Below are 11,743 nucleotides of genomic sequence, written 5' to 3'. Positions count from 1 at the left end.
AGACGCCTATGCGAATTGGCGTGCTCACCGGTGGCGGAGATTGCCCCGGGCTCAATGCGGTTATCCGGGCCATCGTGCGCAAGGGGGTCGACACCCACGGACATGAGTTCGTAGGGTTCAAGTACGGCTGGGCCGGCGTACTCAACCAGGACACGATGCCGCTCACGCGCGAATCCACGCGCGGCATCCTGCACCGCGGCGGGACGATCCTCGGGTCGTCCCGCACCAACGTGTACAAGGTTGAGGACGGCCTGAACAAGGTCAAGGCGGCGATGAAGGAGCAGGGCCTGGACGCCCTGATCCCGATCGGCGGCGAGGACACGCTCGGCGTCGCCGGCAAGTTGCACGAGGACGGCATCCCGGTCGTCGGCGTGCCGAAGACGATCGACAACGACCTCAACGCCACGGACTTCACGTTCGGCTTCCAGACCGCGGTGCAGATCGCGACGGACGCGATCGACCGCCTCCACACCACCGCGGAGTCCCACAACCGCGTCCTGGTGTGCGAGGTCATGGGCCGGCACGCCGGCTGGCTCGCCGTGTACTCCGGCATGGCCGGCGGCGCCGACGTGATCCTGATCCCCGAGCGGCCGTTCGACATCGACGAGGTCTGCAGCCACTTGGTCCGCCGTCACCAGAACGGCGCGCGGTTCTCGATCGTGGTCGTGGCCGAGGGCGCGACGCCCAAGGACGGCGGCCTGCTCACCCAGCACCAGACGACGGACTCCTTCGGTCACGTCCGCCTCGGCGGCATCGGGATCATCCTCGAGAAGGAGATCGAGGAGAAGACGGGCTACGAGTCGCGCACGACGATCCTCGGCCACATCCAGCGCGGCGGCACGCCGCTCGCGTTCGACCGTGTGCTCGGCAGCCGCTTCGGCGTGAGCGCCGTCGATGCGATCAGCGAGGGCGACTACGGCAAGATGGTCGCGTTGCGCGGAACCCGGATCGAGCGCGTGCCACTGGCCGAAGCCGTTACCGAGCCCAAGCTGGTGGACGCTGAGCTTTACGAGACCGCCGAAGTCTTCTTCGGCTGAGCTAGCCGTCGCCGTCGTCCTGACCGGCCTCAACCTGAGGCCGCTGTTCGGGAGCCTGCCGCCGCTGCTGTCCGACGTCCGAGCCGACCTCGGATTGTCCGCCGCGGCGGCGGGCCTGTTGACGACGGGACCGCTTCTGTGCCTGGGCGCCTTGGCGCAACTCGGGCCGCGGATCGCGCGCCGCTATCCGGTCGAGCGCCTGCTCGTGGCGGCGGCGCTCGTGACCGCCCTCGGGACCGCGATGCGCGGGCTCGGCGGCGTCGCGCCCTTGTATCTCGGGACGCTGCTCGCGGGCGCGGCGATCGCTCTATCGCAGGTCGTCGTGCCGGCGTTGGTGCGCGCCCGGGCGCCGGAACGGGCGGGCGTCCTCACGGGCGCGTACTCGATGTCCTTGGTGACCGGCGCGACCGTCGCCACGTTCCTCGCGATCCCCTTCGAGGAGTGGTTCGGTGGGTGGGAGGCGGCGCTGGCGATCTGGGCGCTCCCCGCGTTCGTCGCCGCCGCGGTGTGGGTGCCGCTGGCCGCGCGCGCCCACGATCCGGTCCCGGCCCCGGTCGGCCATCCGCTCTGGAGGAACCCGATCGCGTGGTCGATCGCGCTCTTCATGGGCCTGCAGTCGATGGCGTTCTTCTCGACGATCACGTGGCTGCCGGAGATCCTCGAGAGCCACGGCACGAGCGAGGGTTACGCGGGCTTCCTGTCGGGCGTGACGCAGCTGGTGCAGATCGCGCCCGCCTTCGCGATCCCCGTGCTGGCGGCCCGGCGCCCGACCCAGGTCCATCTGCTCGCGGTGATCGTCGGAACCGCCTTCCTGGGTCTGTTCGGCGTGCTCGTGCTCCCGGACGCCGCGCTGCTGTGGATGGTCGTGCTGGGGATCGGGCAGGGCGGGGCCTTGGGACTCGGACTGATCCTCCCGGTCCTGCGCGGCCACGACCCCGGCCAGGTCGCGGGCATGACCGCGATGTCGATGGGCGTCGGCTATCTGGTCGCGTCGACCGGCCCGGCGATCGTGGGTGCGGTGCGCGACGGCACCGGCGGGTGGACGTGGCCGATCATCGTCTTGCTGGTCATGACGGCCGCGCAGGTGCCGGCAGCGTGGCGGGCGGTCACCGCGCGCCGGACACACTCGACTTGAGCAGGTGGCAAGGCTCAGGCGTCAGAGACTCGTGTCTTGTCCGCTGATTTGGCACAGAGCTGGAACAGTTTCGGCACGAATCGGTCTTGTTCCGTTCACCGCGGGGCCGCAGGCTTGACGGGTGCGTGCACGAGATCTCGCGAGGGGCAAACAATCGCACGCACCCGACGCGCGGATCGCCGGGATCGCCGCTCGGCAGCACGGTGTCGTGCGGACTCGGGATCTCCGGGCGGCCGGAATCAGCGCAGCCGCCGCGAGCCGGCGGCGGGCCCGCGGGCTTCTTCACCGCGTGCATCATGGGGTCGACGCCGTCGGCCACGCCGCGATATCACGTGAGGGACGCTGGCTGGCGGCCGTCTTCGCCGCCGGAGACGGCGCGGCACTCGATTGCCTGGCAGCGACCGAGTGCTGGGGGTTGCGTCGGGCGAAGGGCGCGATCAGCGTCGTCGCACCGCGTCAGGTCCGGGTGAAGGGCGTCGTCGTGCATCGCTGCAACCAGTTGGACCCGCGCGACGTCACGGTTCGCAACGGCATCCCCGTCACCACGGTGTCCCGCACGATCGTGGACCTCGCCGAGATCCTGACCGCGCTGCAGCTCGCGAACGTCATGTACGAGGCGGCGCACAGAGGGTGGCTCGATCTCGACGCGGTCGAGGCCACCGCCGCGCGGCTCGTCGGGAGGCGGGGATTCCCGACGCTCGAGGAGGCGCTCGACATGCACCGCAAGGGGAGCGCGGGAACGAAGAGCGAGAAGGAGGACGTGTTCCACGCCATCATCCGCGGGCGTCTGCCGAACCCGATCGCCAACGTGAAGGTGCTCGGGCACGAGGTCGACGCGTTCTGGCCCGAGCGGAGGTTCGTCGCCGAGGTCGACGGTCCCGGGCACAGGCGGCCTCGCGCGAGGCGCCGCGATGCCGCGCGCGACAAGCAGCTGCGGGCCGCCGGGTACACCGTCGTCAGGTTCTGGGACACGGACGTCGAGGAGCGGCCCGAGTGGGTGGTTCAGGAGCTGATGAACGGCATGCCCACGTAGTTCTCGGCCAGCGCCGTGGCCTGGGCGCGGGAGCGGGCGGTGTAGAGGAGTTGGGAGTGCTGGAGCTTCATCTGGAAGTCGTCGTCGCCCGTGAAGCGGTGGAGCATCGAGGTCATCCACCAGGAGAAATGCTGGACGCGCCAGACACGCTCCAACGCGCGCGACGAGTACGCGTCGAGGCCGGCCGAGGAGCCGGCATAGAACGCCTCGATCGCGTGGGCGAGCAGGTAGACGTCGGCCATCGCCGTGTTCAGGCCCTTGGCGCCGGTCGGCGGGACGATGTGGGCGGCGTCGCCGGCCAGGTACAGCTTGTCGTGCTGCATCGGCTCCACGACGAACGAGCGCATCGGGGTCACGCCCTTCTCGAAGACGTCGCCGCGGTTGACCGACATGCCGAAGCGGCGGTCGAGCTCGTTCCAGATCTCCTGGTCAGACCAAGCGGAAGCGTCCTCGTCCGGCGCGCACTGCAGGTACATGCGCGTGACCTCGTGGGAGCGCATCGACGCCAAGGCGAACCCGCGCTCGTGGTGCGCGTAGATCAACTCCTCCGACGACGGCTCGCAGTGGGCGAGGATCCCGAGCCAGCCGAACGGGTACTCGCGCTCGTACACCGTCAGGGCCGAAGCGATCGTCGGCCGGCAGACGCCGTGGAAGCCGTCGCAGCCGGCGATCACGTCGGCCTCCAACACGTGCGCGACGTCGTCGTGCGTGAACCGAACCGTCCCCGCCGGATCGACCGACACGTCCGAGACCTCGAACAACAAAGGGAGCCCGGACTCCAGACGCGCCCCGATCAGGTCCTTGACGACCTCCTGCTGCCCGTAGATCGTGATCGCTCGCCCGCCGGTCAACTCGCTCAACGCGATCCGGTGCCCCACGCCGTCGAAGCGCAGCTCGACGCCCTCGTGGACGAGCCCCTCAGCGTGCATGCGCGCGCCGAGGCCGACCTCGTCCATCAGATCCATCGTCGCCTGCTCGAGCACGCCCGCCCGCACCCGCTGCTCCACGTACGCGCGGTCGCGCCGCTCGATCACGACGCTCTCGATCCCGCGCAGCTCGAGCAGCCGGCCGAGCATCAGGCCGGCCGGGCCGCCTCCCACGATCGCCACCTGGGTACGCATCGAACCGAACAATACCTGATACCGTTCGCTTTACGAACCTCCGTTCACTATGCGAACACAAGCTGAGATCACGTCCCTCGCCGACGCCGTCCGAGACCTGGTCAACGACGGGGACACCGTGGCGCTGGAGGGCTTCACCCACCTGATCCCGGTCGCCGCCGGGCAGGAGATCATCCGCCAGCGCAAGCGCGAGCTGACGCTGGTGCGCATGACGCCGGACATCGTCTACGACCAGCTGATCGGCGCCGGGTGCGCACGCAAGCTGATCTTCTCCTGGGGCGGGAACCCGGGCGTGGGCTCGCTGCACCGCTTCAGGGAGGCGGTCCAAACGCACGAGCTCGAGATCGAGGAGCACAGCCACGCGGGGATGGCGAACCGGTACGTGGCGGCGGCCAGCAACCTCCCGTTCGCCGTGATGCGCGGCTACAACGGCACGTCGCTCCCCGAGCACACGGACACGATCAAGCCGATCACCTGCCCCTTCACCGGCGAGCAGCTCACCGCGGTCCCCGCGCTCGACCTCGACGTCGGCATCATCCACGCGCAGCAGGCGGACAAGCAGGGCAACGTCCAGCTCTGGGGCCAGGTGGGCGTGCAGAAGGAGACCGTGCTCGGCGCCAAGCGCTCGCTCGTCACGGTGGAGGAGATCGTCGACGAGCTCCAACCGAGGCCGAACGGCGTCGTCCTCCCGCGCTGGGTCGTCACGCGGGTCGCCCACGTCCCCGGCGGCGCCAGACCGTCCTACGCGCAGGACTACTACGACCGCGACAACGAGGCCTACAAGGCCTGGGACGCCATCTCGCGGGACAGGCAGCAGTTCGACACCTGGCTGGAGCAGCTATGACGTACGAAGCCGACGAGATGATGTCCATCGCCGCGGCCCGCGCACTCGACGGCGTCAACGCGTGCTTCGTCGGGATCGGTCTGCCGAGCACCGGCGCGAACCTCGCGCGACGGACGAGCAACCCCGACCTCGTGCTCGTCTATGAGGCGGGCGCGATCGGCGCCAAGCCGCCCCGCCTCCCGCTCTCGATCGGCGACGGCATGCTGGGCGAGACCGCCGACGCCGTCGTCGGCGTCCCCGAGATCTTCAACTACTGGGTCCAACCCGGCCGGATCGACGTCGGCTTCCTCGGGGCGGCGCAGATCGACCGGTTCGCGAACATCAACACGACCGCGATCGGCGCCTACGAGAACCCGAAGGTCCGGCTCCCCGGCGCGGGCGGCGCGCCCGAGATCGCCGCATCGTGCGGCGAGGTGATCGTCATCGTCCGGCAATCCAAGCGAGCCTTCGTCGAGAAGGTCGACTTCATCACGAGCGTCGGCTACGGCGACGGCCCCGGCGCGCGCGAGCGCCTCGGGCTCAGAGGCAAGGGGCCGACCAAGGTCATCACCGACCTCGGCATCCTCGAGCCCGACCCCGAGACGCGAGAATTGACGCTCACCCACCTGCACAGCGGCATCACCGCCCAACAAGCGCAGGACGCCACGGGCTGGGACCTCAAGATCGCCGCGGACCTGAAGACGACCGAGCCGCCCACCCAAGACGAACTGCACGCCCTTCGAGAGCTGGTCAACGCATGAGCGCCTACATCCTTGATGCCGTCCGCACCCCCTTCGGCCGCTTCGGCGGCGGCCTGGCCAAGGTCCGTCCGGACGACCTCGGCGCACACGTCATCGAGGCGTTGCTCTCCCGAGCGCCCGACCTCGACCCGCAGCAGATCGACGACGTCGCCTTCGGCAACGCCAACGGCGCGGGCGAGGACAACCGCAACGTCGGCCGGATGGCCGTCCTGCTCGCCGGCCTGCCGACCAGCATCCCCGCCAACACGGTCAACCGCCTCTGCGGCTCGAGCCTCGACGCGGCGATGCTCGCCTCCCGGCAGATCGAAACCGGGGACGCCGACGTCGTCCTCGTCGGCGGCGTCGAGTCGATGAGCCGCGCCCCGTGGGTGCTGCAGAAGCCGGAGCGCGCCTTCCCCGCGGGCAACAGCGAGCTGTTCAGCACCACCCTCGGCTGGCGGATGGTCAACCCGGACATGCCGCCGCAGTGGACGATCTCGCTCGGCGAGAGCACCGAGAAGCTCGCCGGCATCCACAACGTCTCCCGCGAGGCGCAGGACGAGTTCGCGCTCAAGAGCCACCTGCGCGCCGACGCCGCCTGGAAGGCCGGCTTCTACGACGAGCACGTGATCGCGGTGGCGGAGACGGAGCTGTTCCGCGACGAGGGCATCCGCGCCGACACGAGCCTCGAGAAGCTCGCCAAGCTCAAGCCCGCGTTCGTCAAGGACGGGACCGTCACGGCGGGCAACGCCTCCCCGCTCAACGACGGCGCGTCCGCGCTCCTGGTCGCGAGCGAGGCCGGTGCCGCCAAAGCGAAGAAGGATCCGATCGCCCGCATCGCCGGCCGCGGCACCTTCGCCGTCGACCCGGACATCTTCGGCATCGGCCCCGTCGAGGCGGCGAACAAGGCCATCGCGAGAGCCGGGATCACCTGGGACGACGTCGACGCCGTCGAGCTCAACGAGGCCTTCGCCGCGCAGTCGCTCGCGTGCGTGAACAGCTGGCCGATCGACCCCGACCGCGTGAACGTCAACGGCGGCGCGATCGCCATCGGCCACCCACTCGGCGCATCCGGCGGCCGCATCCTGGGCACGCTGGCTTACACGCTGCAAGCGAACAACTGGAAGTACGGGGTCGCGGCCATCTGCATCGGCGTCGGTCAGGGTCTCGCGATCGTCCTGGAGGCCGTGTGACCGTTCCGCCGCTCGACTACCCGCCCTACAAGTCCACGCGCCTGCGCCACCCGAAGCAGCCGCTGATCATCCTGCCCGAGCGCATGACGGAGCTGACCGCGCCAGTGCTCGGCGAGGATCGTCTGGGCGAACTCGACCACGACCTCACCCGCCAGCACGAGGGCGAGCCGATCGGCCAGCGGATCATCGTCCACGGTCACGTCAAGGAGGACGACGGACGCGCCGTCCCGAACACGCTGGTGGAGATCTGGCAGGCCAACGCCGGCGGCCGCTACCGGCACCGCTGGGACAACTGGCCGTCTCCGATCGACCCGAACTTCACGGGCGCCGGCCGTTGCCTGACGGACGACAAGGGCTATTTCCGCTTCGTCACGATCCGCCCCGGCGCCTACCCGTGGGGCAACCACGCGAACGCCTGGCGACCCGCCCACATCCACTTCAGCCTGTTCGGGCGGGCGTTCACCCAGCGGCTCGTCACGCAGATGTACTTCCCCGACGACCCGCTGTTCTTCCAGGATCCCATGTACAACTCCGTCGCCGACCGCGATCCGGAGGCGGCCAAGCGGATGATCAGCGCGTTCGACTACGAATCGACCGAGGAGCAGTGGGCGATCGCCTTCCGCTGGGACATCGTCCTGCGCGGGGAACAGGCCACGCCCACGGAGGAGCCGCACGCGTGACGACGCCGTCGCAGACCGTCGGCCCGTACCTCGCGATCGGTCTGCCGTGGCCGGACGGCCCGCACGTGGTGCCCGACGGCACCGAAGGCCGCATCCGCATCTTCGGCACCGTCAATGACGGCGACGGCGTCCCGATCCCCGACGCGCTGATCGAGACCTGGCAGGCGAACGCCCAGGGCGAGTTCGGCGACCCGGGTTTCCGCGGCTTCGGCCGCTGCCCGACCGACGACGACGGCGCCTACGAGATCTTCACGCTCAAGCCGGGCCTGCTCGGCGACGGCCAGGCGCGGCACATCGACGTGAGCGTGTTCGCCCGCGGCATGCTCAACCGCTGCGTCACCCGCATCTACTTCGCCGACGAGGACAACACGGGCGATCCCGTCCTCGAGAGCGTCCCCGAGGAGCGCCGCGACACGCTGATCGCGCGCCCGACCACCGACGGCTACCGCTTCGACGTCCACGTCCAAGGCGAGGGTGAGACCGTCTTCTTCAAGCTCTGACGACGTCTTCTCCGGCGTCCTCTCCAAAGGCGGCGTCGCGCCGCTCGTCGACGGCCGCGCCTGGCTGCTCGCGCTGCTCGAGTTCGAGGCCGCGCTCGCCCGCGCGCAGGCGCACATGGGCGTGATCACGGCCGAGGCGGCGAACGAGATCCAGACCGTCTGCCAACTCGACCGCTTCGACATCGGGGCGATCGGGGCGGGAGCGGCGGACATCGGCAACCCGGCGGGCGCCGTGGTCAAGCGACTCAAAGAGCTCACCGACGCCCCCGTGCACCTCGGCGCGACGAGCCAGGACGCGGTCGACACCGCGGCGATGCTCGTGACCAAGCGCGCGCTCGGCCCGTTGCGGCACGACCTGCACGCCGCCGCCGACGCCGCCGCCAACCTGGCCGAGCAGCACCGCGACACGCCGATCATGGGCCGCACGCTCCTGCAGGCCGCGCGCGCCACGACCTTCGGCCTCAAGGCCGCCGGCTGGATGCTCGGCCTCGACGAGGCCGCCGACGACATCGGCCGCGTCCCACTCAACGTGCAGCTCGGGGGACCCGTGGGGACCGGCGACCCCGCGCTCACCGCGCGCCTGGCGCGCGAGCTCGGACTCGACGCGCCGACCATCCCGTGGCACACCCGCCGCGGCCATATCGGCGAGCTGGCAGGCGCGCTCGGGGTCGGGGCAGGCGCGATCGGCAAGCCCGCGCGGGACATCACGCTGCTCGCCCAGACCGAGGTCGGTGAAGTCCGCGAGGCCCGCGGAGGCGGCTCGAGCAGCATGCCTCACAAGCACAACCCGATCGCGGCGATCAGCGCCCTCGGCTGCGTCCAGCAGGCGCCGGGGTACGTCGCCACGCTGCTGGCCGCGATGGTGCAGGAGCACGAGCGCGCGGCCGGTGCCTGGCACAGCGAGTGGCGGCCGCTGGTCGACCTCCTGCGCGCCGTCGGCAGCGGCGCCGCGTGGCTGCGCGAGTCGCTGGCCGGCCTCGAGGTGGACGCCGCCCGGATGCGCGCGAACCTCGGCGACGACCTCGACGTCGGCGCCGCCGCACAGCTCGTCGACAAGGCATTGGAGCACCGTTGATTCCCCACCACGTCATCACCGGATCCGAGGACGCGCCGCCGCTCGTCCTCTCGAACTCGCTCGGCACCACCCACCGGATGTGGGACCCGCAGATCGACGCGCTGTCCGAGCGCTTCCGCGTGATCCGCTACGACACCCGCGGCCACGGCGGCTCGGACACGCCGCGCGGCCCGTTCTCGATCGACGACGCCGGCGGCGACGTGATCGACCTGCTCAACCATCTCGGCATCGAGAAGACGCACTTCGCCGGGCTGAGCCTGGGCGGGATGACCGGGATGTGGCTCGGCATCGCCGCGCCGGTGCGGGTGGACCGGCTGATCCTGATGTGCACGTCGCCGAAGATGGGCCCGAGACAGATGTGGGTCGACCGGGCGAAGACCGTGCGCGCGGAGGGCACGCAGGCGATCGTCGACGCCACGCTCGGCCGCTGGCTGACCGAGGACTACCGCGCGCAACACGACGTGGAGTGGATCCGCGACATGTTCGTCGACATCGACGACGACGGGTACGCCAGCGCCTGCTCGATCATCGAGCAGATGGACCTGACCACCAACCTCGGGCAGATCCGCGCGCCCACGCTCGTCATCGCGGGCGCGCACGACCCGGCGACGCCGCCCGCCGAGCACGCCGCCGTGATCGCGAACGCGATCGTCGGCGCACGCCTGGAGGTCCTCGACGGCGCCCACCTGATCAACATCGAGCGGCCGGACGAGGTGACCCGGCTCATGCTCGAGCACCTGGAGGCGTGATGGACCCCCGCTACGAGGCCGGCATGAAGGTGCGCCGCGAGGTGCTCGGGGACGCGCACGTCGACCGCGCGACCGCGAGCGCCACCGACTTCAGCCGCCCGTTCCAGGAGATGATCACCCGCAGCGCCTGGGGCGAGGTCTGGACGCGCGACGGGCTGGACCGTAGGACGCGCTCCTGCATCACGCTCGCCATCCTGACCGCCCTGCGCGCCGAGAACGAGCTCCCGATGCACGTCCGCGCCGCGATCACCAACGGGCTGACGCCGGAGGAGATCCGCGAGGTGATCATGCACACCGCCGTGTACGCGGGCGTGCCCGCGGCCAACAGCGCGATGGCGATCGCGCAGAAGACCTTGGATGAGTGAACGCGCCGAGCACTTCGTCCAGTCGCTCGAACGCGGCCTCGCGGTCATCCGCGCGTTCGGCGCCGACGACCCCGAGCTCACGCTCTCCGACGTCGCCCGCAGCACCGGGCTGACCCGCGCCGCGGCGCGCCGGTTCCTGCTCACGCTGGTCGACCTCGGCTACGTCCGCACCGACGGCAAGCAGTTCGCGCTCACGCCGCGCGTGCTCGACCTCGGCTACGCGTTCCTGTCGAGCCTGACGCTGCCCGAGGTCGCCGAGCCGCACCTCGAGCGCCTCGCGGCCGAGCTGCGCGAGTCGAGCTCGATCTCGGTGCTCGACGGCGACGAGATCGTCTACGTCGGCCGCGTGCCCACGAGCCGGATCATGCGCGTGGCGATCAACGTCGGCACCCGCTTCCCCGCCTACGCGACCTCGATGGGCCGCGTACTGCTCGCGGGCCTCCCCGAGCCCGACCTGGCGGCCTACCTGGACCGCGCGGAGATCGTGCCGTTGACGCCGCGGGCGATCGACAACGCCGACGCGCTCGCGACCGAGCTCGACAGGGTGCGCGAGCAGGGCTGGGCGCTCGTGGACCAGGAGCTCGAGGAGGGCCTGCGCTCGATCGCGGCCCCGGTGCACGACGCGAGCGGTCGCACGATCGCCGCCGTCAACGTCTCCGCGCACGCGAGCCGGGTCAGCGCGCAGGACGTGCAGGAGACGCTGCTGCCGCCGCTGCTCGAGACCGCCCAGCGCATCGAGGCGGACCTCGCACGCGCCTACAATCAGCGGTGATGGCTCACACCCGGCAAGCGTGGTCCGAGCACGCGCTCGAGCGGCTCAGCGACGCCGGCTACCGGCGCGGCGGCGCGCGCCAGGTCGTGATCGAGCTGCTGGACGAGCAGCCGTGCGCGCTCTCGGCGCTGGACATCGAGGACCGCCTGCGCGAGCGCGAGGGACGGCGCGTCGGACGCGCCTCGATCTACCGCGTGCTCGACGAGCTGGTCACGCTCGGATTGCTGTCGCGCGTCGAGGTCGGGGACGGCGTCGCGCGCTACGAGCCGCAGCGCCCGCACCACGAGAACGAGCACCACCACCACCTGGTGTGTGACGGCTGCGGCCGCCTCGAGCCCTTCCAGGACGACGCGCTGGAACGCGCGATCCGCGGGCTCGCCGACCGCGTCGCGTTCGACGTCTCAGACCACGACGTCACGCTGCACGGCAGCTGCGAAGCCTGCCGAAAGACCTAGTCGGTCGTTTAGGGACCTCCACGGTCCATGTGTTGCCCCTGGCAACTCTCTGAGTGATTAATGGG

The 11,743-nt window shown here is 70.6% G+C and carries 14 protein-coding genes; 13 read left to right on the top strand and 1 reads right to left on the bottom strand.

The features are described 5' to 3' along the window. The first annotated feature begins 8 nt into the window (after window positions 1–8). The 3 genes from G569_RS0107665 to G569_RS0107655 all read left to right on the top strand — a co-directional run bounded on the left by G569_RS0107665 (window position 9) and on the right by G569_RS0107655 (window position 3,205). Window positions 9–1,037 carry a 6-phosphofructokinase gene (locus G569_RS0107665; RefSeq protein ID WP_028062986.1) on the top strand — a complete coding sequence of 343 codons (1,029 nt, stop codon included), beginning with the start codon at window positions 9–11 and terminating at the stop codon, window positions 1,035–1,037. Continuing rightward, entirely contained in the window at window positions 1,000–2,172 is a 1,173-nt protein-coding gene (locus tag G569_RS46400) for an MFS transporter (RefSeq protein ID WP_064750302.1), read from the top strand. Before G569_RS0107665 ends, G569_RS46400 begins: the two co-directional genes overlap by 38 nt. A gap of 121 nt (window positions 2,173–2,293) precedes the next feature. Then, window positions 2,294–3,205 carry a DUF559 domain-containing protein gene (locus G569_RS0107655; RefSeq protein WP_084284442.1) on the top strand — a complete coding sequence of 304 codons (912 nt, stop codon included), beginning with the start codon at window positions 2,294–2,296 and terminating at the stop codon, window positions 3,203–3,205. On the opposite strand, the gene G569_RS0107650 is transcribed toward G569_RS0107655, so the two are convergent. Then, entirely contained in the window at window positions 3,175–4,326 is a 1,152-nt protein-coding gene (locus G569_RS0107650) for a 4-hydroxybenzoate 3-monooxygenase (protein ID WP_028062984.1), read from the bottom strand. The two genes, G569_RS0107655 and G569_RS0107650, sit on opposite strands and share 31 nt — an antisense overlap. A 49-nt stretch (window positions 4,327–4,375) precedes the next feature. Between G569_RS0107650 and G569_RS0107645 the strand changes: the two genes are divergently transcribed. The 10 genes from G569_RS0107645 to G569_RS0107600 are packed head-to-tail and all read left to right on the top strand — an operon-like array spanning window position 4,376 to window position 11,678. Then, the gene (locus G569_RS0107645; RefSeq protein ID WP_037495260.1) at window positions 4,376–5,170 is read left to right on the top strand and encodes a CoA transferase subunit A; all 795 of its coding nucleotides are present in this window, start codon (window positions 4,376–4,378) and stop codon (window positions 5,168–5,170) included. Next, a complete protein-coding gene (locus tag G569_RS0107640) occupies window positions 5,167–5,910 on the top strand; it encodes a CoA-transferase subunit beta (protein WP_037495258.1) in 744 nt (247 codons plus the stop codon). Before G569_RS0107645 ends, G569_RS0107640 begins: the two co-directional genes overlap by 4 nt. Further along, a complete protein-coding gene (locus G569_RS0107635) occupies window positions 5,907–7,082 on the top strand; it encodes a thiolase family protein (RefSeq protein ID WP_028062982.1) in 1,176 nt (391 codons plus the stop codon). Before G569_RS0107640 ends, G569_RS0107635 begins: the two co-directional genes overlap by 4 nt. Then, a complete protein-coding gene (gene pcaH / locus G569_RS46395; RefSeq protein ID WP_037495256.1) occupies window positions 7,079–7,762 on the top strand; it encodes a protocatechuate 3,4-dioxygenase subunit beta in 684 nt (227 codons plus the stop codon). The genes G569_RS0107635 and pcaH overlap by 4 nt, the downstream gene beginning before the upstream one ends. Further along, on the top strand, window positions 7,759–8,262 hold the full coding sequence (gene pcaG, locus G569_RS0107625) for a protocatechuate 3,4-dioxygenase subunit alpha (protein ID WP_028062981.1): 504 nt from the start codon (window positions 7,759–7,761) through the stop codon (window positions 8,260–8,262). Before pcaH ends, pcaG begins: the two co-directional genes overlap by 4 nt. Further along, window positions 8,237–9,337 carry a lyase family protein gene (locus G569_RS46390; protein WP_053226007.1) on the top strand — a complete coding sequence of 367 codons (1,101 nt, stop codon included), beginning with the start codon at window positions 8,237–8,239 and terminating at the stop codon, window positions 9,335–9,337. Before pcaG ends, G569_RS46390 begins: the two co-directional genes overlap by 26 nt. Then, a complete protein-coding gene (gene pcaD, locus G569_RS0107615) occupies window positions 9,334–10,086 on the top strand; it encodes a 3-oxoadipate enol-lactonase (protein ID WP_028062980.1) in 753 nt (250 codons plus the stop codon). Before G569_RS46390 ends, pcaD begins: the two co-directional genes overlap by 4 nt. Further along, window positions 10,086–10,451, top strand: coding sequence for a 4-carboxymuconolactone decarboxylase (gene pcaC, locus G569_RS0107610; RefSeq protein ID WP_028062979.1), 366 nt, complete (start codon window positions 10,086–10,088; stop codon window positions 10,449–10,451). Before pcaD ends, pcaC begins: the two co-directional genes overlap by 1 nt. After that, a complete protein-coding gene (locus G569_RS0107605) occupies window positions 10,444–11,223 on the top strand; it encodes an IclR family transcriptional regulator (RefSeq protein ID WP_028062978.1) in 780 nt (259 codons plus the stop codon). The genes pcaC and G569_RS0107605 overlap by 8 nt, the downstream gene beginning before the upstream one ends. After that, the gene (locus G569_RS0107600; RefSeq protein WP_037495253.1) at window positions 11,223–11,678 is read left to right on the top strand and encodes a Fur family transcriptional regulator; all 456 of its coding nucleotides are present in this window, start codon (window positions 11,223–11,225) and stop codon (window positions 11,676–11,678) included. The genes G569_RS0107605 and G569_RS0107600 overlap by 1 nt, the downstream gene beginning before the upstream one ends. Window positions 11,679–11,743: the final 65 nt, after the last annotated feature.

It is taken from the genome of Solirubrobacter soli DSM 22325 (genome assembly GCF_000423665.1).
GTDB classification, from domain to species: Bacteria; Actinomycetota; Thermoleophilia; order Solirubrobacterales; family Solirubrobacteraceae; genus Solirubrobacter; species Solirubrobacter soli.
The sequence above is the reverse complement of the archived record's forward strand: the minus strand, read 5'-3'. Positions and strand labels throughout refer to the sequence as shown.